This is a genomic window from Helicobacter turcicus (genome assembly GCF_019711685.1).
Lineage (GTDB): Bacteria > Campylobacterota > Campylobacteria > Campylobacterales > Helicobacteraceae > Helicobacter_D > Helicobacter_D turcicus.
Window position 1 is genome coordinate 1 of record NZ_JAIGYQ010000013.1, and the last position, 20922, is coordinate 20922.

Consider the following 20922-nt stretch of genomic DNA (forward strand, 5'->3'; position numbering starts at 1 on the left):
AAGGTTTATCGTAGAAGATTCTACAATGCGAAGTCCTTATTCTTGCAGTGAGGGCATTTAACTTTTTGTGAGCTAGTGGAGTGCATAAACTAATGCATTTTTCTTTGTGAAAATGAAAAACATGAAATTGAATTTATAAGATTTTTCAAAAAAGACGAAAAAAAACAGAGAATGCGCATAAAAGCAAAAAGAGCTAAAAAGCTAGAAAAATTGCTTATTACGCCTCTTAATTAAGTTGCGTTTTTTTTTTTTTTGGTTACAATTCGCAATTTAAGTTTCAAATTACAACATAATTTTAGTTTGAAAAGTGCAATTTTCAATAGTAAAGAGATAAATTTATGAAATTCACCAGAGTTCTCCAACCCTTTTTGAGTCCCAAAAAATTAAAAAAACTCCAAAATAATCCCACAGCATTTTTTAATGATGCCATAAATAAACGCGCTATTCCTATCAAAAATCAACTCAAAAACCTAAAACCAAAGAAAAAGCACGGTTATGCAGAGTATTACATCATCTCTGCAGTTTATAATGTAGAAAAATACTTAGAGGATTATTTTAATTCTATCCTCAAGCAAAGACTTGATTTTAAAAACAATATTCACATCATTTGCGTAGATGATGGCAGCACAGATAAAAGTGCGCAAATCATTAAAAGCTACCAAAAGCAATCCCCTAATAATATCTTTTATCTCCATAAAGAAAATGGTGGGCAAGCCAGTGCTAGAAATATGGGATTAGAATGGCTACAAGAGAGGCTAGGAGACCAAAATGCAGAATCCTTTGAAGAGTATTTGTTTGCCTCACAAGCCCAATATGACAAATGTGGTAGTGGCGAAGCGACTAAATCCATTTGGATTACCTTTATAGACCCTGATGATTTCTTAGACAGAGATTATTTTTATGAAGTGGATAGTTTTTTAGAAAAATCACAAAATTTAGCCCAAAATCTAGCAATGATTTCCTGTAATCTTATCTTTTATTATGAAGCTAGAAATACCTATTCCCAAACACATCCCCTAAGATTCAAGTTTCAGAAAAAAGAAGAGATTCGCTCTATTGCTAATCTGAATAATTTCATACAACTTTCAGCCGCATCTGCTTTTTTAAACTTCGCAAAACTCCCTAAAAACTTACGTTTTGATGAAGAGTGCAAACCAGACTTTGAAGATGCTAAGTTTGTCAATGAGTTTTTGTTAGAAAACTTAAGCCTTAAAGCTACGTTCTTAAAAGATGCGCAATATTTTTATAGAAAAAGGAGCGATGGGACTTCTACACTTGATAATAAACTCCAAGCTGATATCAATCCAGTCTTAAAGCTAGGTTATCTTCTTCTTCTTCATGCCAAAAATAAAAGCGGCTATATCCCAAGCTTTATCCAAAGAATGGTTATTTATCATATTTATTGGATAATAGCATTATGCTTAAATAAAACACAATTTAGCTTTCACACCACAGAGCAGAGGGCGGAATTTCATAAGCTCTTTAAAGAGATTTTCTCCCTTATTGCAACTCAAAATATTTTAGATTTTACTTTAAGCGGTTTTGAATGGCTACATAGAGTTGGAATCCTGCATTGTTTTAAAGAAGAATATCCCCCTTATCAAGTTGTCAAATTAGAAAAAATAGCGCACAAACAGAGGCAGATTCTACTAAGCTATCTCACCCCTTACCCAAGAGATGTGGAGAGTGTTAGGGTTGATGAGAAGGAAGTTTATGCAGACATTGAGAAAATTATGCAGTATAACTTCTTAGATAAAGTCTTCTGCTATGAAAAAAGACTTTGGGTGCATATTCCAAAAGATGCTAAAGAGCTTCAAATTTTCATCAGAGGAAAAGAAGCAAGAATCTTTTTTAAAAAGGAATGGTATAGCAAAATCCCTCTTTTAGGGCTTTTTGAAATAAAGAAGAAAGAGGATTTATGGGTATTTTGCGATAGAGACTATGAAGCAAGGGATAATGCCGAGTATCTCTATACCTATATTGCAAACACTTATCCTAATCAAAAGATAATCTTTGCGCTCAATAAAGATTCCAAAGATTACAAAAGGCTAGAGAGGGAGGGATTTAATCTCGTAGAATTTGGAAGCAAGGATTTCTGCGCATATCTTCAAAAAGCAACTAAAGTCATCTCCTCTCACTGCGATGCTTATCTTACTAGATATTTTCCAAAGGACATAGAATTTGACTTTATTTTCTTGCAACATGGAGTTACAAAAGATAATGTCTCTAGCTGGCTTAATAACAAAGCTATTGATGGCTTTTTAACAACCTCAAAAAGAGAATATGATTCCATAACAGAAGATTTTACCACTTACAAATACACCAAAAAGGAAGTCAAGCTCACGGGATTTGCTAGATTTGATCCCCTCTTAAAAAACAACCAAACAAACACAAAACAAATTTTGATTATGCCAACTTGGAGGAAATATCTAGGACTTGAAACTCAAACTGGAGGCTATAACCCCAATCTTATAGCTTCAGCTGTGCTTCATAGGAGTGCTTATTTTCAGGCATGGCATAGCTTTCTAAGCTCTAAAGCTTTAGAAAATCTAGCTTTGAGATTTAATGTCAAAGTCGTCTTTAACCCTCACCCTAATGTAGCCCTTTATGTGCATTACTTTAACCTCCCTAGCTTTATCTCTATCAATTCAGAAAAACCCTTCTTGGAGCTTTTTTGCGAATCCTCCTTGATGATTACAGATTATTCAAGCGTTGCTTTTGATATGGGTTATTTGCAAAAACCGGTTTTGTATTATCAATTTGATGAGCAAACATTCTTTGAGCAGCACTCCTATACGAAGGGATATTTTGATTATAGGAAAGATGGCTTTGGTCCTGTTGCGAACACAGAGGAAGAGTTGCTTAAAAATTTAGAGGAGATTTTAAAAAACCATTTTCAAATGGGAGAGTCCTATAAGCTAAATAGTGAAACTGCCTTTGCCTTTAGAGATGGAAAATGTTGCGAGAGAATCTATCAAGCCCTCTTAGAAATGGATAAACCCTATGAGAAGCATATATCCTTAGGGTATATTTTAACGCTTGCAAATAACGCCTTAGAATTGCAATGCTATAAGGAAGCAAAAGAGCGATTCCAAACTCTCTTAGAGTTGAGCCAAGATTTTAGTTTCAAAGAATCTAATTTAGCGCAATCTTTTAGAGAGGATTGGATTTTGAACTATCTTAAGTGCGCAAGAGTGAGTGGGGATTCTAAAAATGCTTTAGAACACCTAGAGAAATTAAAGATTCAAAAACAACAAAGACTTTCTCCGCCTTGCATTTTTGAGATTGTCAAAAATGTCCTTGCGATAGAGACTAAAGCAATAAAAGAGAATCAAGAGACTCAAAAAGAAATTAGAGAAACAAAACATATCAAAGAAGCCTTGAAAGCCTTAGAAAGCATTCCTTTATCCTCCTTAACCCATAAGGAATCTTTGGAGTTTATAACTCTTAAACTCCAAATCACCGCTCTTTTAGATAAAGCAAACTTAAAAGAAGTCTATGCAACATTAAAAAGAGATTTTGCAAGGGATTCTAAAGAATTGGATTTAGAATTATTGCTTTTTATAGCACTAACTCACTATTTTGCCCCCCCCCCCCGCATAATTCTAGGATTCCTCTTTGTTCTTATCCAAGCACAACCTAAGGTTTTAAAAACTCTTAGATTCCAAGCAGGGCTTCAACCTGCCTTTAGTTTAGTTTCAGCATATTGGACCCCCATTTTAGCATCAGCCCCATTAGAAAAATCTACAAATTCTGTATTAAGGACTAAAGAGTATTTGCAATGTTGTTTAATAGAAGCTTTGCTTAAAAATCCTTATCTTATCTTAAATAAAGGAGAGAGGTATGCAAGCTAAAGTTGCCGTTATCATTCCTGTTTATAATGCAGAACAATACCTTAAAAAATGTCTAGATTCCCTGACTTCTCAAACGCTTACAAGCCTACAAATCCTTTGTATTAATGATGGCTCAACAGATAGGAGCTTACAAATCCTTGAGGAGTATGTTAAAAAAGACAAAAGAATACAAATCCTCAATCAAGAAAATAGCGGACAAGCCAGTGCTAGAAATCTAGGCATTGCTTATGCTCATGCAGAATGTGTCTATTTTGTAGATTCTGATGATTGGCTAGAAAGGGACGCTTTAGAGAGATTTTATACCCTACTTTTAAAAAGCGATGCCGATATTCTCTTAAGCGGTGCATTAGCCTATTATGAACATACAGGAGAGTATCATTTAACAGAGTTTTCTACGATTCTCCATAACACCCCTTATACCTCTTCGCAAACCTATTGCCCAAAAGAAATAAAACCCCTTATTTTTGCAGGATTTGCACCATTTTTTAAATTCTACCGCTATGATTTTCTAAAAACTCTTCTTGATAAAGGAGAGCTTTTTCCGCAAAAAAATAATGAGGAGAAGCTACTTTTTGAAGATGTTTTGCCATCTGTTAAAAGTATGCTCCTTGCAAAAAAAATCTGTCTCTTCAAACAAGACTTATACTATTATCGTATGCGAGAGGGCTCTACAATGCGAAATAGCTATTCTAGAGGCGCAGGCATTTATGATTCCTTTGTGATAATGCATCAAGTGCAGCAGTTTTTATTAGATACCCATATGATGAAAGAGTTCAAAGAGGAATTCTTTCTCTTTGTTTGTAAATACATTGCATATCACTTTAAAAATTGCACTTCAAGCTTTAGACCAACTTTTTCTCAAAAGTCTAGAGAATACTTAGCCACCTTTGATAATTCTTATTTTTTGACAAAAGAAACACAAAAATACAGAAAAAAGATTCTGCGCACTTTAGATTCCTTAAATAAACCAAATGGTGCCGCCCTAAGAGTCAAAAATCATCTAAGCTATAAATTAGGATATGCGATAATCCAAGCAAAATCCCCCTTAAAAGCCCTAGCTCTTCCCTTAACTTTGATTCAAATACTCCTAACGCATAAATTAGAATCCAAAGTTTTAAAAACCCTTTATAGATTCCACGTAGAGCTTCAACCTCCTCCCTTAGAAAGCTATGCAGACTATGAGGAGGCATTAGAGACTAAATGGCATTTAAGTTATCGCTTAGGAAAAGCCCTACTAAAAAATCCTTTGACTTTTGTTTTTAAGATAAATTCTATTTATAGGGATTATAAAAGGAAAAAACAATGAAAATAGCGGTTGTTTTAGCTGGGGGTATTGGCAAAAGAATGGGAGATGTGAAGTTGCCTAAGCAATTTTTAGAAATCAATGGCATTGCTACGATTGTTTTAACTCTAAAAAATCTCTTAGACTCACGGCTTTTTGATAGCTTATATATTGTGATTCACAAAGACTGGAGACAATATCTTTATGAGTTGCTCACAAACTCTTTACTACAAATTCCTAAAGAAAATATTATTTGCGGGGGAAGGGAGAGAATAGATTCCATAGAAAATGCCCTTGATATTCTAAAAGCAAAAGGGACAAACCCTGATGACATCGTGCTTTTTCACGATGCAGTGCGACCCTTTATTACAAAGGAACTCTTAGATAGAGGTTTGTGTGCAGCCCTTAAATATGGTGCTTGTGTCGCTATTACTCCTGTTAAGGATACGATGATTATTGTAGAAAATGAAGTAGCCCTTGCAATGCCTAATCGCTCCTCACTCTTTCATGGACAAGCTCCTGATATTTTTAAATTTGGTCTTATTTATGACTGCATTAAAAGCTTAAAGCCCGAGGAAAAGCTAACAATCACAGGCACAGCGCAAATCTGCCAGAGACAAGGAGTGAAAGTGCATACTTATCTAGGCGATGAGAGAAATATAAAAATTACAAGCATAATGGATTTATTTTTAGCAAAAGCAATTTATAGGGAGATGTATGAACAATGAAAGCGTGCGTATTACAAGGAATCGAAAAGATAGAACAAACAAAAGTCGCTAGACCTAACGTGAAAGTAGGCGAAGCTCTCGTGCAAATCAAAGCCTGCGGTATTTGTAGCAGTGATTTAGACAGATTTCACAAGGGAGCTTATCATTATCCCCTAATCTTAGGACATGAAATTTCTGGAGAAATCGTTGCAGTCGCAGAGGATTTAGATAAAAATCTCATTGGCAAAAGAGTCGTGGTATTTCCTCTGCTCCCTTGCAAAAAATGTCAAAATTGTCAGAGTAGAAATTATGCACAATGTGAAAATTACAATTACTTTGGCTCAAGGAGAGATGGAGGATTTGCAGAATTCTTATCTGTGCCATTATGGAATCTTAAGATTTTTGAGGACAAATTTGACTTTTTAAACGCTTCTCTTTGTGAGCCTGCTGCTGTGGCAAAACATGCCCTCTCAAAACTACGTGCAGACAAAAGAATTTGCATTGTAGGCTCTGGTGTGATTGGCATTTTAATAGGCATTTGGGCAAAACTTGAAAATTTAAGAATCTCTTTTTTAATACGTAATGCAACAAAAGCAAAATTCCTAGAATCACTAGGCTTTGAAGTCATATTTAATGAAAAAATTGCAACGCAAAAATTTGATTCTTGTATAGAATGCGTAGGCTCTGAAGAATCCTTGCAATCTTGCATAGAAGCAACTAAAAGTAAAGGCAAAATCATTCTTGTAGGCAACCCAAAAGGTGCGATAAATCTACCGCAAAAAGTCTATTGGAAAATTTTAAGAGAGGAGTTACAAATCATAGGAGTTTGGAATAGTGATTATCCTAAAGATTGGGATTTTGTTTTAAAAAACTTAGATAAAATCCCCGCAAAATCACTCATTACGCATACTTTTAAGCTCCAAGAATGTCAAGAAGCTTTTAAATTCTTATCAAATGCTAATTTTCACATAAAAGGAACTTTTGTTAATGGGTAAAATTTCTGCTTCTTTAATGTGTAGCAATCCTTACACACTCCAAAAGGATATACAAACTCTAGAAAAGGCAAAGATTGATTATTTGCATCTTGACATTATGGATGGGCATTTTGTCCCAAATCTAGGCTTTAGCATAGATTTTATACACTCCTTACGCAAAACCACTTCCACCCCCTTTGACTTCCATCTCATGGTAGAAAACCCTCTTAAAATCATTCCCCGCCTTTCTTTGCAAAAAGGCGATATTATCTCCATTCATTTTGAAGCAAGCTATTACTTAGAGGATATTATCGCGCTACTTAAAACCTATGAATGTGAGCTTTTCATCGCGCTAAACCCACAAACTCCTATCTGCATACTAGATTTTATCCATCCTCACATTAATGGAATCAATTTCTTAACCATAAATCCGGGATTTTCTGGGCAAAAGCTCTTACCTCAAACGATAGAAAAATTTTCATACCTTAAAAATTATCTTTGTAAAAACAATTTAAAACACATTCTTATTGAAGTGGATGGAAATATGAGTTTTCAAAATGCTAAGAAATTTAAAGAAATGGGCGCAGATATTTTTGTCGCTGGCACTTCTAGCATCTTTCCTAATAAAAAACTCTCCAAAAAAGAAATCCAAAACTTCCAAACTCTCCTAAAAGGATAAAAGATGCAATTCTCCATAATTGTTCCTGCATATAATGCACAAAACACAATTGCAGATACTCTACAATCCCTATTAGAGCAAAAAGTAACTCCCGAATATACTTTTGAGATTATCATTATTAATGATGGAAGCAGCGACGCCACCTTAAAAGTGTGTGAATATTATTCGCGCTTTTATCAAAACATAGCAATCTATACGCAAGAAAACGGGGGCTTGACAAAGGCTAGAAATGTAGGTGCTTCAAAGGCTAGAGGTGAGGTGCTTCTTTTTGTAGATTCTGATGACATGCTTCCTCCAAACACACTTTGGAATTATTATTTAGTCTTTAGCAATTATGCAGTTGATTTTGTAGCTGGTCTTATGGGGAATTATTGGGAGCATAATAAAACATATAGCATACAAAAAAACTATCTTAAAGGACACAAAGGATTCTTAGAGGATAAATCTTTATGGGTGCCTATCTTTGCTAATGCATGTAGTGCTTGCACAAAGGCTTATAAAAAAGAATTTCTCAATAAGCATCATTTACGTTTTCTTGATGGACATCATTTATGCGAAGATCATCTTTGGACTCTCTCGCTCCTTAAATATGCTAAATCCATATTTTTGCTTGATGAAGTTGTTTTCTATTACCGTATGCACCCTAATAATAGCGTAAGCAACTGGAAAAAAAGCTATTTAGAAGACATGATAGCGGTGCAAGAAGGAATCTTAAAACTCCAAATTCCTTTGGATTTAGACTGCTATTACCGAAGATTTTTAAAAGATTTTGATTTTAAAAAACATTTGATAGAACAAGCTATTATTGGACAAGGGAGAGATAGCTTAGAAGAGATGGTTAAGCCTTTGCAAAAAGTCTTAGAGACTATCCCGCTCCAATACCAACAAAAACATATGCCCAAATGGTATGCTTTCAAAGACCATAGCGAGAGTGGAATCTATAAGGAAATGCTACGTATAAGGCGCAATAGAAAAATCAAACGTTTCGCCAAGAGATTAAAAAATCCTTTTATCAAGCCACTAAAAAACTTTTTTGGTCTTGTTAATGGATTATGGTATAGGAGATTTCTTAACAAATATCAATGTCGCGATAAACTCCTTAAAGCTCTCTACCAAAGCTTCTTGCTTCTGCCCATAAAAAAGGGGAAAATTACTTTCTCTGAAGGTGCTTACGGAATGAAATATCTAGGTGCTATAAAAGAAGTATTACTTTCAAATTCTGAATTTTTTGTCAAAACTATTCCTAATAAAACACTCTTAAGTGCAGATATAAAAAGAATGTATCATTTCGCAAAATCGCAAGTGATATTAATAGATGATTACCACAGACCTCTTTTTGGTATCACACCAAGAAAAGAAACTCTTGTGTTGCAGTGTTGGCACGCAGGAGGGCTTTTTAAAAAATTTGGTTGTGATAGTGCTAAAAACAACAAAGAATTTGCAAAAGAAATCAAATGGCACCAATCCTACTCTTATGCTTTTGTCTCTGGGAGGGAGGCAATAGAGGGCTATATGAGTGCTTTTAATCTCAAAAGGGAGCAAATCAAGCTTACAGGAAATATTGCCACAGATATGCTTATCAAAAATCAAAGAAGCCAAATGGAAGCTAAAGTGCTTCTAGGTGTCAATCCTAAGAAAAAACTCCTCGTCTATGCCCCGACTTTTAGGGACTGGGATAGACCTAACTTTAACCTTAATTTAAACTTCCAAGCCTTGATAGAAAAATATGGCGATAAGTACGAATTTGCCATAAGAATACACCCGAGCCTAAAACCTACAATTCCTTTAAGCAATGTTTATGACTTCTCCTTAAAAGAAGAATGGCTAGTTTTAAATGCCGCAGATGCTCTAATTGCAGATTATTCCTCTATTATTTTTACCTATGCTTATTTTGGACGCCCTATTTACTTCTATCCTTATGATTATCCAAAGTATATGGGAGAGAGAGGATTTTATAAAGATTATTTGCATTTTGTTCCCGGAGATATCGCCTTTAGCGAGGAGGAATTACTAAAGCTTTTAGAAAATATCCCACAGACAAGCCAGAGGGTGCAAAAGCTATGGAAAGACTATATGGGAGAATGCGATGGCAACACCGCACAAAAAATCGCTAACTTTATAAAAGATAAGGTAGAGATAGAGAATGTTTAGTTTCTTTAAATGTTTGGGCTAATTTGTCTCATAGAAGCGACATAGACTAACCCCCTTACATGGCTCTTAAGGATTGCTTAGAGTCTAATTTCCACTTTATTTTCTATTGGTTTTTTGATTCTAATTGCCTTAAAATGCGCTCTTTAAGCAAACACAATAAGCTTAAAACTTAATCCACAAAAGCTAAAATGTTTTAGGGATTAAGTTTAAAATTTACAGCCTTGTATTTGTAAAGTTTATAGGTTTTGCTAGAAAAACTTCTTGTATTATCGTCTAGTTTTCCCTGCAATGATGAATCTTAGTGCATTTAGCTTAATGAAACCTCCTGCATCTTTTTGATTATAAACAGAATCTTCCTCAAATGTGCTATAAGCTGCGTTAAAAAGCGAATTTTTAGACTCTCTACCAAGGATTGTAACATTGCCTTTATAAAGCTCTAAACGAACTACGCCTTCTACTTTTTCTTGTGTTTTATCAATCAAGGCTTGCAGGGCTTCACGTTCTGGACTAAACCAATACCCATTATAAATCAAACTTGCATATTTTGGCATAATTTCATCTTTTAAATGCGCTTCTTCTCTGTCAAGACATAACGATTCTATTGCACGATGTGCTTTTAAATAAATCGTTCCTCCCGGAGTTTCATAACAACCACGTGACTTCATTCCCACATAACGATTTTCTACTAAATCTAAACGTCCAATTCCATTTTCTCCTGCTAACTTATTAAGTTTTTCCCAAAAATTTGCGGGACTTAATTTTTCTCCATTAATTGCAACTCCATCTCCATTTTTAAATTCTATTGTAAGGATTGTTGACGTATCAGGGGCATTCTTTGGCGAAACACTCCAACGCCACATATCTTCTTCAGGTGCAATACTTGGATCTTCTAAAATCTGCCCCTCATAACTAATATGTAGTAAATTAGCGTCCATTGAATAAGGAGATTTATTTGCTTTTTTTTCAATAGGGATTCCAGCATTTTCCGCATACGCAAGTAGTTTTTCACGACTATTTAAATCCCACTCTCTCCAAGGGGCAATCACTTTAATATCCGGGCTTAACGCATATGCTCCAATCTCAAAACGCACCTGGTCATTTCCTTTGCCTGTTGCGCCATGCGAGATTGCATCTGCGCCTACTTTCTTAGCAATCTCTACTAAGTGTTTTGCAATCAATGGACGTGCAATGCTAGTTCCTAGCAAATACTCCCCTTCATAGATTGTATTTGCCCTAAACATTGGAAACACAAAATCACGAATAAACTCTTCTCTTAAATCCTCAATAAAGATATTTTCAGGCTTGATTCCAAGCTTCTGCGCCTTTGCTCTTGCTGGCTCTACCTCCTCTCCTTGTCCGATATCCGCAGTAAATGTTACCACTTCACAACCATAAGTATCGCCAAGCCATTTCAAAATCACACTCGTATCTAATCCGCCACTATATGCCAAAACCACTTTTTTGAAGTCTTTTTGCATTCTAAATCTCCTATTATAAATTGCTAGCGCGATTATAGCGTTAGATAAATTAATCTTATTTTAGCTAGAATACCACAAAGGATAAAGATGAGAGTTGATAAATTTTTAAATGCGGTTAATATTGTAAAAAGACGCGCAATTGCTCAAGATATGCTTGCAAATGGAGTTGTTAAAATTGCAGGCGTTAAACTAAAGGCGAGTCGCGATGTGAAAGTTGGTGATATTATAGAAATTGCCTTTTTAGAAAAGTCAAAATTCTACCAAGTCTTACAAATTCCAGAACAAAAAACTATTAAGAAAAACGACTCGCACCTATATTACAAAGAGGTGCAGCAATGATTTATTGCGCAGGAAAAATAGAAAACTTCGCTTTTGCAAAGAGTATAGGTGTAGGATTGGTGGAATCCTCTATCAATCTCACCCGCTCAATTCTACATGATAAGCCTGATGAAATCGTTTTTGTTGGCACATGCGGAAGCTACTCTATCAAAAAACCTTTACTAGAAATCTTTGAATCTTCTAGTGCTTGCAATATTGAACTCTCTTTTTTGCAGGAGCAATCTTACACTCCTTTGAATAATTTTTTAACAAATGTTTCATGTGAAACAATGCCTAAAGATTCCAATACTTCAATACAAATGCTCACCAAAGCACAGAAAATTATTAACTCTAGCAATTACATCACAACAGACGCTAAGTTAGCCGAGCATTTTGTAAAACTTGGAATTTTATATGAAAACATGGAATTTTTTAGCGTGTTGCAAGTCGCTCAAGCCTTTAACCTTCCAGCAATTGGAATCTTTTGTAGCACAAATTATATCCACAAAGACGCGCAAAAAGAATTTCTTGCGAACCACAAAGTGGCAATGCAAAAGTTAGAATCCTATGTCAAAAACAAATTAGATTCCACTTTAGGCGTCTAAATGCAAGATATTTTTAGCCTCTCTCTAAATGCTCTTGGAATTATGCTTGAAGATGCAGGATTCCAAAAATTCCGCGCAAAGCAAATTTATCATTGGCTTTATGTCCGCTATGTGGAAGATTTTGAAGCAATGGACAATCTCCCAAAAGATTTAAAAACTTATTTAAATCAAACTTTCACCAGCACAAGTGCGCAAATTTGCAAAGAAGAAAAAAGTTGCGATGGTAGCGTGAAATATCTTTTTCAAACACAAGACAACCTAAGCTATGAAGCTGTCTTTTTAAAGATGAAAGACGATAAATTTACTCTATGTTTATCCTCTCAAGTGGGCTGTAAAGTAGGTTGTAGTTTTTGCTTGACTGCAAAAGGAGGATTTATGCGGAATCTAAGTGCTGGAGAAATTGTCTATCAAGTCTTAGCAATTAAAAAACAACAGGGCATTCCGCATAACAAAGCAATCAACATTGTCTATATGGGAATGGGTGAGCCGTTGGACAATTTAGAGAATGTTACAAAAGCAATTAAAATTCTTGCTGAACTTGATGGATTAAGCATTTCTACACGTCGTCAAACCATCTCTACAAGCGGAATCGCACCAAAGATTAAAAAGCTAGGCGCACTTAATCTTGGAGTGCAACTTGCAATCTCTCTACACGCAGTAGATGATAAACTAAGGACAGAACTTATGCCGATTAATAAAGCTTATAATATCCAAGCGATTATTGATGAAGTAGTGCAATTTCCTATTGATAATCGCAAAAGAGTGATGTTTGAATATCTTATGATTGATGGCTTAAATGATGGTTTAGATAGCGCAAAAAAGCTTGTAGTCTTGCTGAATAAACTTAAAGCGAAAGTGAATTTGATTTATTTCAATCCTCATGAAGGTAGCATTTACAAGCGTCCAAGTGCAGAAAAAATGGAAGCCTTTAGAGAATTTTTGCTCAAAAAGGGACTTTTATGCACCATTAGAGAATCTAAAGGTTTAGATATTAGCGCAGCTTGTGGGCAACTAAGAGAGCGCGCAATTACACAAGATGAAGATACACAACACGACAACAAACAAAAGGAAATACAATGGGCTTATTAGATATTATTTTAGTTATATTTTTAACAATTGTATTTGTCATTGGAATGGGTGCATTCTTGTATTATGCGTATAAAAAATAATTCCTAATTCAATATTTTAATAAATCTCCCTTGCTTTAATAGTTTGCATACAATGCCAAAACTCAAAATCCTAGCCAGACAAGCTTAAGCACCAAAAGACAATAGTCAAAAATCTTAAACCCTAATTTGTTTTCAAAATTTTTAAATTATACGGAATGCTTTTTGCTTGTAGTTTTGTATATTTTTTAAAGAAGTCTAAATGATAAAAAACTATTAAGTCTGCGTTAGCAAATGTTTTAAGCAGCACAATAGCATTTAATGCAGAGAATTAATAAATGACAAGGGAGTATCGTAGATAGCTTTATTAATTGGGATATTTCAAAACTAGTCAATACGCGTGGAATATTTGAATTTACGGCTACTTCTATTAATAATCCAGTGGTGCTTAAAAGTCCCTTTTTGAGCAAAAACTCTCTAAAAGCAAACAAGAAAAAATGCTAGAAAATGTGCTAAAAGTTTTAGAATCTGAAACTGCGATTCAAAGGGACAATGAAAGCCCTAAACATTTTGTAAAACACAAAAAATCAAGCATTAATATTTTAAGCAATTGGCAATAAGATTAGAGCAAAAAATACTAAACAGCTTTAAAATCCTAACTCCTCATAAAGCGCAATAGCGTATCTATCTGTCATGGACGCAATATAATCTGCGCAAATACGATGCGTTTTTTCACCATTTTGGATACGTTTTTGCAAATCCTTTGGCAATAAACTAGTCTCATCATTAAAACATTCATAAAGTTTGCGCACACAACGTTTTCCCATAAACATCTTTTTAGCGATTTCTTCGTGGCGATAAAGAGATTGGAACAGAATCTTTTTTAACACTTTAATTTCTTTCTCCATTTCCTTTGTGTGTGTAAGTGGCAAAGGTTCAGCCGCATTGTATTTAAAACATTGCGGAATCTCTTGATGAAATACTGCATTATTCTCTAAAATATCATAAACAAGTATGGTAATCAAACGTGAAGTGAAGCGATGGCGAAATATGGAATCCTTACACCCTATTTTTTCCACCTCCTCCACATAAATAATCGCCCTATTAACAAGCGCACTATCTCTTAATGTATCAAAATCTATCAACCCATATTTAATTCCATCATCAATATCATGGCTAAGATAAGCAATTTCATCGGATAAATCCACAAGAATTGCTTCTAGGCTTGGGTGAAACTCTAATTGAAAAGTCGCTTTAAGATTCTCTTTCAAAAAAGGCTTTTCATAAGGATAAGAATGCTTTAAAATTCCCTCTAATGTCGCAAAAGTAAGATTTAATCCATCAAAGTCTTTGTAACGTTTTTCTAACTTTGTTACTACACGAAAAGATTGAAAATTATGCTCAAACCCATTGCTATACCCATATTTACGCATAACTTTATCTAGCTCGTCTCCCCCTGCATGTCCAAAAGGAGTATGCCCTAAGTCATGTGCTAGAGCAATTGCTTCTGCTAACTCTGCATTTAAGCCCAAATGTGTTGCTAAAGTGCGCGCAATTTGACTCACTTCTAAAGAATGCGTTAAACGTGTGCGAAAATAGTCTCCGCTATGGTTTAAAAACACTTGTGTTTTATACTCTAAACGTCTAAAATAAGAGCTGTGGATAATGCGGTCTCTATCCCGACTAAAAGGATTTCTAAAATCGGGATTTACTGGATAAAAACGTTGTGTTACACTCTCCATATTTTTGCCTTTTTTGTATTATTTTAGCGATTTTGCGTTAAGATTTGCAAAGATTTTGAAAAGAAAAGGAATTAATCCTATGCAAGTTTTTGACAATGATTTTTTTTATGTATTATGTAAGCCTTTTGGAGAATACCAAACAAATTGCTATTTAGTCTTTGATAAAACTAAAAAGGAAGCTTTAATCATTGACCCAGGGATTGGTGCAAGTTCTTGGGTGATTGATACCCTTAAAAGCACAAATACGATTCCTCTTGCGATTTTAAACACACATGGGCATTTTGATCATGTATGGAGCAATGCAGAATTATTAAAATATTTTGCAGAGATTCCTTTGCTTTGTCCTTATGAAGACGCCTTTATGTTAGCGCAGGATTGTTTTAGCACGGGATTACCAAATTCCATCCCCACACTCCTAATTGGTGCAAAAGAAAACGATAAAATTTGCGAAAAAACTTCCAATACAAGCAATTTAGAGCGCAAAAACGACTTTACCTATGGAAATTTTGCAATCACATTTATCTGCTACCCCGGACATACGCCCGGTTGCAGTGTTGTTGTTATTTGCCATAAAGATTCCAGCTCCTTAGAATCACAAGAAGATTTGCAATCCCTCTCTAGTGGAAATAAAGTAATGTTTAGCGGAGATTTTATCTTTCATCGCTCTATTGGAAGAAGTGATTTTCCCTACTCTTCCCACACCACAATGAAAGCGAGTCTAGAGAAGTTTTTAACTTTGCAAGAAGATATGCTTATCTTGCCAGGACATGGCAGCCCAACAAGTGTAGCACAAGAACAAAGCAACATTCCCTTTTGGCTTCCACGTCTTTAGTGTTTGTTTTCATAAAGCATAAATTGAAATCGTTGTGCTATCATTTGTGCGCGTTGCAAAATCTCACTAGCAATTTTGTCATTAAAAACCTCTTTTAAGCTCTCATCAAACAAATCTAGCCAAATCTTAAAATACTCTCTAGGAAATGGAGGTAAATCTAAATGTGCTTTTAAAGGAACACCTGCATAATTGCCCTCCCCTAATAACATTCCCTGCCAAAAATTAGAAATTTTGCTTTTATGGAGATTCCACACCTCATCACTTTTGCCAACAACATTATTAAAAATCTCTCCAACACCATTTTTATCTGCACGAATCCTTGCATAAAAAACATCCATTAAAACATCTATGCCTTCTTTGCAAATCACATCATATTTTTGCATCTCCTCTCCTTAATAAAAAGCTAATTTTGCTAACAAAACAATAAAGATTCCAAGTCCCAATGTGATAGGGTGTATGATTTTTCTTAAAGGGCTTGGTTTTTTAAGTCCATAAAAGTAAGTTAGAGACACTATAATCATTGCGCCTATCCCAAGTGCTAAAATTGTTTTAACTACTAAAAATTGTTGCAACTGTGTATTAAAAAATCCAACTTCAGAATTAACATATTGTGAAAGCATTGCCCCGCCGCTTAGAAGCAAAACCAAAAAACACAAAGGCATAAACTTGCTTCTTGTGCTAATAATGTTTGAAACTTTATTTGCAATTTCATCATCTAGTCTTTTGCGCACCAAACTCAAAAATACCACATCACAAAAAATATAGCCTAGAAAAATAATTGCACACATTAAATGTGTTACTAGAAAATAGGGATAAAAAGATTCCATTTGTTTTTTATAACCTTTGCATAAAATTCTGTAATACTATCCAAACTTTCATATTTAAAAATTGATAATCGTTAATATTTCTGTTAAAATACTTCTAACAAAAGGAGGAATACATGGAAGATTATTTCAAGCTACTTTACAACATAGGTTATAAGCGCTTTTTCAATAAAGATGAAATTTTGTTTTTTGAGGGGGAGACTCCCAAAAAACTTCTTGTCTTACTAAGTGGAAAAGTTAGAATCTACAAATCTACGCAACCTGCTAAAGACATAGCCCCAAGAGAAAAGACTCTGCACTACATCAGTGCTCCAAATTTTCTAGCAGAAATGCCAAGCCTCTTAAAGCAACCCTTTCCAGCAAGTGCAGTTTGCGCTCAAGATTGCGAAGTTTTAGAGATTAATCTTGAAACTTTTCAGAAACAATGCGCAGAAAATCCGAATTTCTACCAACAACTTATTGCTTCACTCTGTCAAAAAATCAGAATCCTAGAAGCATTAATCACAGAATCTCATCTAAGTTTAAAAGACAAACTAATGTCCTTTTTACAGAATAATACACAAAACCTAAGCACTCTAACACAGCGCGAAATTGCCAAACGTCTAAATACAAGCCCAGAATCCCTCTCACGCATAATTAGAGAGCTAAAAACACAAGGCAGAATTGAGACAAAGAAAGGAAAAATTATCCTAAAATAATTCCTAAAAACTCTTTTGAAATAAAATTGTTAGTGCATCAAATGCGCTTAAGAATTCTCTTTTAAAATGCAGTATGATCGCAGGCACAATTACAATTAACACAGCAAAAGCAATGGCGATTTTAACAGGAAACCCAATGGCTAGCAAGTTAAATTGTGGATGTGCTTTCATAATCATTCCAAAAATAATATCACTCAATAAAATCAATGCAATAATAGGAAAAGACATTGTAAGTCCAATCACAAAAAGATGAGAAAAAGACTTAACAATATATTCTATGTAATTTTGTGCATACATAAATCCACCAAGCGGAATCTCTTTAACACTCTCACCTACAAAATAAAAAAAGAGATGGTGATAATCAAGTCCTAGCATAACAAGAAGCGCAAGAAGCGTTAAAAGCTGCCCAACAATTGGCTTTTGCGCCCCAGTTACAGGATCATAAGCATTAGCAATAGTTAAACCCATAGCAAAAGAGATTAGCTCACCTCCAAAAGAAATCATGCCAAACACAATCTGCAATGCCATAGAAGCAAGAAATCCCAGCATAATTTCTGAAAGTCCAGCCACAATAAAGCGCAAAATCGTCCAATCTGCAGGAGGAATCACATCAAGCATTGGAATAAAAAAAATCGTCAAAAAGAAAATCAATGCACCCTTTAATTGCGCAATGATAAGCTGATTTTCAAAAAAAGGAAAAAATGCAATGATCCCAGCAAAACGTAACAATAAGAGCAAAAAGTTTGCAACATTACCCTCCGTTAAGTATGCTAAAAGTTCCACGACTAAAAAACCTTCTTTTTAGAAATCATTTCTTGAAACTCATTATAAAATCTACTTAAATAGAATCCCTCACACATAGCATGTGATATTTGCTCCGATGATGGAAGCAATATTCCTTTCTCTTCATAAAATTTTTCTATTGTGAATATTGGTAACAAATATTTTTCTCCCTTTAGTAAATTCTAAACGCAATTTCTATGAAACTTTTTAAAATTATCCTCATATACTTAATTAGCATAGGATTCTAACTATTTCAAAGGCACAAGCTGCGTTTTTTCTAAACGATAAGCATATAAGGCTTTATTAGCTAAAATTGGGTCGTGTGTAACAAATACTAGCGAAGATTGGGTCAATTTGACATAGTCAAAAAGTAACTGCATTACACTAAAAGCGGTCTCTCTATCTAAATTCCCTGTAGGCTCATCAGCAAAAATGATTTTTGGACGCTTTGTTAAGATTCTAGCAATAGATAAGCGCTGCTGTTGCCCACCACTTAATGTGCCTATATTTTGAGGTAAAATCTCTGAGATTCCAAATAAACTCAAAGTTTCTGCATCAATTTTTTCTCCACTTAATAATGCTGCAACTTCCAAATTTTCCTGCGCACTAAATCCAGAAAATAAATAGTGGGATTGAAAAATAATTCCAATGTCATTACGTCGTAAGGCAAGAAGTTTATTTGTAGGAAGCGTGTAAATATCATCACCAAAGATTCTAACTTCACCACCTTGTGGTTTTAGAAAACTTGAGAGTATATGCAAAAGTGTGCTTTTGCCACTTCCGCTAACTCCCATAATAGAAAGCGTTTCTCCAGCTTTTAATCCTAAAGAAACTTTCTCTAAAATTTGTCGTTCATAGCCAAAAGAGAGATTTTTAGCTACTAGCATAGGCTAACTAGCCAAGTTGTGCCGCAACTTCATCTGCGAAATTGCTCGCCTGCTTTTCAATGCCCTCACCAAGCTCAAAGCGCACATATTCCACCACTTCAATAGAGTCATTAAGCTCTTTTGATTTTTCTGCCAACACTTGTGCAATTGTTTTTTTATCGTCCATTACAAAAAATTGTCCAAGAAGTGTTAATCTTTGATCCAAAATCGTGGAATCTGCCTTAAAACGTTCAATTTGACCCGGAATAATTTTATCCCAAATTGCTTCAGGCTTGCCTTGTGCTTTAAGTTCTGCTTTTAGCACTTCTTCTTGTTTTGCTAAAATAGCATCTGTCAATTCTAACTGGCTAATGTATTGTGGAATCTTATGCAAGGGCTTACCAAGTCTTTTTAGTTCTTCATTTTCCTTTTCAAGCTCCGCAATAATCGCAGTTTTTTCAGTATTTACGAAGTCTCTGTCAAAAGAGTGGTAAGAAATCACTTGTGGCTTCATTGCTGCTGCGTGCATACAAAGATTTTTTGTAAAATCAGCAAGCTTTTTAGCATTTGCTTCATTTTGACATTTAAGAGCAATGATAACACCCACGCGCCCATTAGAATGCACATACGCATTTACGATTCCACTACCTTGTGCTTCTACTTTTGCAATTCTTCTTACAACGATATTTTCACCAATTTTTGCAATTTGCGTTTTTAAATATTCTTCAAATTTCGCACCATCAAGCTCTAAGGAATGCAATTCCTCTGCTGTTGAAATATTAGAATCTTGCACCATTGTAATGGTCTTTGCGCTCAATTCTCTAAAGCCGTCATTTTTCGCAACAAAATCTGTTTCAGAGTTAATCTCTACCATGCTTGCTTTTTTAAAATCTTTGGAGACTTGGATACTAATTGCACCCTCTGCTGCAACTCTATCTGCCTTTTTAGCAGCCTTACTCAAACCCTTTTCTCTTAGGTATTCCACAGCTTTTTCTAAATCGCCACCAACTTCTACAAGAGCCTTTTTACAATCCATCATTCCTGCATCAGTCATATCACGGAGTTGCTTTACTAATTGCGCACTAATCTCTGCCATAAGTTCTCCTTATTTTTCATCTTTTGTGAAATCTTCTTCATGCATTACTTCCTCAATAAGCTCCTGTTTTTCCTCTTCACTTGCTAAAGTGGCTTCTGCTAGAACTACTTCTTCAGCAACAGCCTCACCACCTGCGATTGCGCGTCCTTCAGTAATTGCCTCTGCCATTTCTTTACAAAAAAGTTGAATGGAGCGAATTGCATCGTCATTTCCTGGAATCGGATAATCTACCACATCAGGATCACAATTTGTATCAAGTGGTGCAACAACAGGGATTCCGAGTCTTCTAGCTTCTGCAACGGCTATTTTTTCCTTTGCTGCATCAATGACAAAAATCATATCTGGAGCTTTCTTAAGATGCCTTACACCACCAAGATATTGTGTTAGCTTCTCTTTTTTACGCAAAATCATTAATTTTTCTTTTTTTGTCAAAAGATCAATTTGTCCGCTTGCTTCCATTTCCTCAATAATTTCTAATTTACGGATAGATTTTCTAATTGTTGAAAAGTTTGTTAGCATTCCGCCAAGCCAACGATAATTCACATAAGGGGCTTGCACACTCTCTGCATATTGCTTTAACGTTTCGCTCGCTTGCTTTTTTGTCCCTACAAACATAATTGTTTTACCCTCTGCTGCTGCATCACGCACGATATTATAAGTGTAGCGAAAGTAACGCAAAGTCTTCTGCAAATCAATAATGTGAATATTTTTTCTTACACCAAAAATGTATTTTTTCATTTTTGGATTCCAACGTCTTGTTTGGTGTCCAAAATGCACACCGCATTCTAAAAGGTCTTTCATTGTTACCATAAATTTCTCCTTATAATGTTGGTTTTCCCTCCACGCTCCTTAACGCAATGCGCAACCTAACTAGGATTAGCGTGTGTGAGTTTTGATAAAATAAAAGGTCGTGATTTTACTGAAAAT

21 protein-coding genes and 1 pseudogene are annotated in these 20922 nt (G+C 35.0%); 13 read left to right on the plus strand and 9 right to left on the minus strand.

All coding sequences use genetic code 11. From position 1 onward, the window contains the following. The first annotated feature begins 338 nt into the window (after window positions 1-338). From K4G57_RS08135 to K4G57_RS08160, 6 genes are read left to right on the plus strand one after another with little or no spacing between them, the layout of a single operon-like run. Window positions 339-3854 carry a CDP-glycerol glycerophosphotransferase family protein gene (locus K4G57_RS08135; RefSeq protein WP_221561831.1) on the plus strand — a complete coding sequence of 1172 codons (3516 nt, stop codon included), beginning with the start codon at window positions 339-341 and terminating at the stop codon, window positions 3852-3854. Further along, on the plus strand, window positions 3844-5160 hold the full coding sequence (locus K4G57_RS08140) for a glycosyltransferase family 2 protein (RefSeq protein ID WP_221532286.1): 1317 nt from the start codon (window positions 3844-3846) through the stop codon (window positions 5158-5160). Before K4G57_RS08135 ends, K4G57_RS08140 begins: the two co-directional genes overlap by 11 nt. Next, entirely contained in the window at window positions 5157-5864 is a 708-nt protein-coding gene (locus K4G57_RS08145; RefSeq protein WP_221532287.1) for an IspD/TarI family cytidylyltransferase, read from the plus strand. The genes K4G57_RS08140 and K4G57_RS08145 overlap by 4 nt, the downstream gene beginning before the upstream one ends. After that, the gene (locus tag K4G57_RS08150) at window positions 5861-6838 is read left to right on the plus strand and encodes a galactitol-1-phosphate 5-dehydrogenase (RefSeq protein ID WP_221532288.1); all 978 of its coding nucleotides are present in this window, start codon (window positions 5861-5863) and stop codon (window positions 6836-6838) included. The genes K4G57_RS08145 and K4G57_RS08150 overlap by 4 nt, the downstream gene beginning before the upstream one ends. Further along, entirely contained in the window at window positions 6831-7496 is a 666-nt protein-coding gene (locus K4G57_RS08155; protein ID WP_221532289.1) for a ribulose-phosphate 3-epimerase, read from the plus strand. Before K4G57_RS08150 ends, K4G57_RS08155 begins: the two co-directional genes overlap by 8 nt. A gap of 3 nt (window positions 7497-7499) precedes the next feature. After that, window positions 7500-9647: a bifunctional glycosyltransferase/CDP-glycerol:glycerophosphate glycerophosphotransferase gene (locus K4G57_RS08160; protein ID WP_221561832.1), complete on the plus strand. Its 2148-nt coding sequence runs from the start codon at window positions 7500-7502 to the stop codon at window positions 9645-9647. Window positions 9648-9913: 266 nt separating this feature from the next. Here K4G57_RS08160 and K4G57_RS08165 read toward each other — a convergent pair whose 3' ends face one another. After that, window positions 9914-11125 (minus strand): argininosuccinate synthase, encoded by a 1212-nt coding sequence (locus K4G57_RS08165; RefSeq protein ID WP_221532291.1) that lies wholly within the window; start codon window positions 11123-11125, stop codon window positions 9914-9916. Between the two features lie 87 nt (window positions 11126-11212). Between K4G57_RS08165 and K4G57_RS08170 the strand changes: the two genes are divergently transcribed. The 5 genes from K4G57_RS08170 (at window position 11213) to K4G57_RS09270 (ending at window position 13774) form a co-directional block, all read left to right on the plus strand. Beyond that, a complete protein-coding gene (locus K4G57_RS08170) occupies window positions 11213-11464 on the plus strand; it encodes an RNA-binding S4 domain-containing protein (RefSeq protein ID WP_221532292.1) in 252 nt (83 codons plus the stop codon). Beyond that, window positions 11461-12048, plus strand: coding sequence for a phosphorylase family protein (locus K4G57_RS08175; RefSeq protein WP_221532293.1), 588 nt, complete (start codon window positions 11461-11463; stop codon window positions 12046-12048). Before K4G57_RS08170 ends, K4G57_RS08175 begins: the two co-directional genes overlap by 4 nt. Beyond that, complete coding sequence (gene rlmN / locus K4G57_RS08180) at window positions 12049-13137, plus strand: dual-specificity RNA methyltransferase RlmN (protein WP_221532294.1); 1089 nt, start codon at window positions 12049-12051, stop codon at window positions 13135-13137. A 217-nt stretch (window positions 13138-13354) separates the two neighbouring features. Beyond that, entirely contained in the window at window positions 13355-13420 is a 66-nt protein-coding gene (locus tag K4G57_RS09360; protein WP_429913090.1) for a sortase B protein-sorting domain-containing protein, read from the plus strand. A 231-nt stretch (window positions 13421-13651) separates the two neighbouring features. Beyond that, a complete protein-coding gene (locus tag K4G57_RS09270) occupies window positions 13652-13774 on the plus strand; it encodes a hypothetical protein (protein WP_283249685.1) in 123 nt (40 codons plus the stop codon). 27 nt (window positions 13775-13801) lie between these two features. On the opposite strand, the gene K4G57_RS08190 is transcribed toward K4G57_RS09270, so the two are convergent. After that, window positions 13802-14896 (minus strand): deoxyguanosinetriphosphate triphosphohydrolase, encoded by a 1095-nt coding sequence (locus K4G57_RS08190; protein WP_221532295.1) that lies wholly within the window; start codon window positions 14894-14896, stop codon window positions 13802-13804. A gap of 79 nt (window positions 14897-14975) precedes the next feature. On the opposite strand from K4G57_RS08190, the gene K4G57_RS08195 reads away from it, so the two are divergent. Continuing rightward, window positions 14976-15728 (plus strand): MBL fold metallo-hydrolase, encoded by a 753-nt coding sequence (locus tag K4G57_RS08195; protein ID WP_221532296.1) that lies wholly within the window; start codon window positions 14976-14978, stop codon window positions 15726-15728. Here K4G57_RS08195 and K4G57_RS08200 read toward each other — a convergent pair. Both K4G57_RS08200 and K4G57_RS08205 read right to left on the minus strand, forming a co-directional pair. Beyond that, complete coding sequence (locus tag K4G57_RS08200) at window positions 15725-16111, minus strand: group III truncated hemoglobin (protein WP_221532297.1); 387 nt, start codon at window positions 16109-16111, stop codon at window positions 15725-15727. The two genes, K4G57_RS08195 and K4G57_RS08200, sit on opposite strands and share 4 nt — an antisense overlap. A gap of 9 nt (window positions 16112-16120) precedes the next feature. Next, window positions 16121-16555, minus strand: coding sequence for a copper resistance protein CopD (locus K4G57_RS08205; RefSeq protein WP_221532298.1), 435 nt, complete (start codon window positions 16553-16555; stop codon window positions 16121-16123). 113 nt (window positions 16556-16668) lie between these two features. Here K4G57_RS08205 and K4G57_RS08210 point away from each other — a divergent pair, with 113 nt between their 5' ends. Next, on the plus strand, window positions 16669-17250 hold the full coding sequence (locus K4G57_RS08210) for a Crp/Fnr family transcriptional regulator (protein ID WP_221532299.1): 582 nt from the start codon (window positions 16669-16671) through the stop codon (window positions 17248-17250). Window positions 17251-17253: 3 nt separating this feature from the next. On the opposite strand, the gene fliR is transcribed toward K4G57_RS08210, so the two are convergent. The 5 genes and pseudogenes from fliR to rpsB form a co-directional block, all read right to left on the minus strand. Next, the gene (gene fliR / locus K4G57_RS08215; RefSeq protein WP_221532300.1) at window positions 17254-18033 is read right to left on the minus strand and encodes a flagellar biosynthetic protein FliR; all 780 of its coding nucleotides are present in this window, start codon (window positions 18031-18033) and stop codon (window positions 17254-17256) included. Between the two features lie 2 nt (window positions 18034-18035). Further along, window positions 18036-18200 (minus strand): annotated as a pseudogene (locus tag K4G57_RS09365) (CatA-like O-acetyltransferase); the annotation flags it as partial. 81 nt (window positions 18201-18281) lie between these two features. Continuing rightward, on the minus strand, window positions 18282-18920 hold the full coding sequence (locus K4G57_RS08225; RefSeq protein WP_221532302.1) for an ABC transporter ATP-binding protein: 639 nt from the start codon (window positions 18918-18920) through the stop codon (window positions 18282-18284). Between the two features lie 7 nt (window positions 18921-18927). Beyond that, window positions 18928-19995, minus strand: a complete 1068-nt coding sequence (gene tsf, locus K4G57_RS08230) for a translation elongation factor Ts (RefSeq protein ID WP_221532303.1) — start codon at window positions 19993-19995, stop codon at window positions 18928-18930. A 9-nt stretch (window positions 19996-20004) separates the two neighbouring features. After that, entirely contained in the window at window positions 20005-20805 is an 801-nt protein-coding gene (rpsB, locus tag K4G57_RS08235; protein ID WP_221532304.1) for a 30S ribosomal protein S2, read from the minus strand. Window positions 20806-20922 lie beyond the last annotated feature (117 nt).

What these genes read in the sequence shown, in the direction of transcription:
- rpsB (WP_221532304.1), bottom strand. Translation starts at nt 20,805, where the DNA reads ATGGTAACAATGAAAGACCTTTTAGAATGCGGTGTGCATTTTGGACAC.
- K4G57_RS08140 (WP_221532286.1), top strand. Translation starts at nt 3,844, where the DNA reads ATGCAAGCTAAAGTTGCCGTTATCATTCCTGTTTATAATGCAGAACAA.
- K4G57_RS08200 (WP_221532297.1), bottom strand. Translation starts at nt 16,111, where the DNA reads ATGCAAAAATATGATGTGATTTGCAAAGAAGGCATAGATGTTTTAATG.
- tsf (WP_221532303.1), bottom strand. Translation starts at nt 19,995, where the DNA reads ATGGCAGAGATTAGTGCGCAATTAGTAAAGCAACTCCGTGATATGACT.
- K4G57_RS08175 (WP_221532293.1), top strand. Translation starts at nt 11,461, where the DNA reads ATGATTTATTGCGCAGGAAAAATAGAAAACTTCGCTTTTGCAAAGAGT.
- K4G57_RS08210 (WP_221532299.1), top strand. Translation starts at nt 16,669, where the DNA reads ATGGAAGATTATTTCAAGCTACTTTACAACATAGGTTATAAGCGCTTT.
- K4G57_RS08170 (WP_221532292.1), top strand. Translation starts at nt 11,213, where the DNA reads ATGAGAGTTGATAAATTTTTAAATGCGGTTAATATTGTAAAAAGACGC.
- rlmN (WP_221532294.1), top strand. Translation starts at nt 12,049, where the DNA reads ATGCAAGATATTTTTAGCCTCTCTCTAAATGCTCTTGGAATTATGCTT.
- K4G57_RS08150 (WP_221532288.1), top strand. Translation starts at nt 5,861, where the DNA reads ATGAAAGCGTGCGTATTACAAGGAATCGAAAAGATAGAACAAACAAAA.
- K4G57_RS08155 (WP_221532289.1), top strand. Translation starts at nt 6,831, where the DNA reads ATGGGTAAAATTTCTGCTTCTTTAATGTGTAGCAATCCTTACACACTC.
- K4G57_RS08135 (WP_221561831.1), top strand. Translation starts at nt 339, where the DNA reads ATGAAATTCACCAGAGTTCTCCAACCCTTTTTGAGTCCCAAAAAATTA.
- K4G57_RS08160 (WP_221561832.1), top strand. Translation starts at nt 7,500, where the DNA reads ATGCAATTCTCCATAATTGTTCCTGCATATAATGCACAAAACACAATT.
- K4G57_RS08195 (WP_221532296.1), top strand. Translation starts at nt 14,976, where the DNA reads ATGCAAGTTTTTGACAATGATTTTTTTTATGTATTATGTAAGCCTTTT.
- K4G57_RS08205 (WP_221532298.1), bottom strand. Translation starts at nt 16,555, where the DNA reads ATGGAATCTTTTTATCCCTATTTTCTAGTAACACATTTAATGTGTGCA.
- K4G57_RS08190 (WP_221532295.1), bottom strand. Translation starts at nt 14,896, where the DNA reads ATGGAGAGTGTAACACAACGTTTTTATCCAGTAAATCCCGATTTTAGA.
- K4G57_RS08145 (WP_221532287.1), top strand. Translation starts at nt 5,157, where the DNA reads ATGAAAATAGCGGTTGTTTTAGCTGGGGGTATTGGCAAAAGAATGGGA.
- K4G57_RS08165 (WP_221532291.1), bottom strand. Translation starts at nt 11,125, where the DNA reads ATGCAAAAAGACTTCAAAAAAGTGGTTTTGGCATATAGTGGCGGATTA.
- K4G57_RS08225 (WP_221532302.1), bottom strand. Translation starts at nt 18,920, where the DNA reads ATGCTAGTAGCTAAAAATCTCTCTTTTGGCTATGAACGACAAATTTTA.
- K4G57_RS09270 (WP_283249685.1), top strand. Translation starts at nt 13,652, where the DNA reads ATGCTAGAAAATGTGCTAAAAGTTTTAGAATCTGAAACTGCGATTCAA.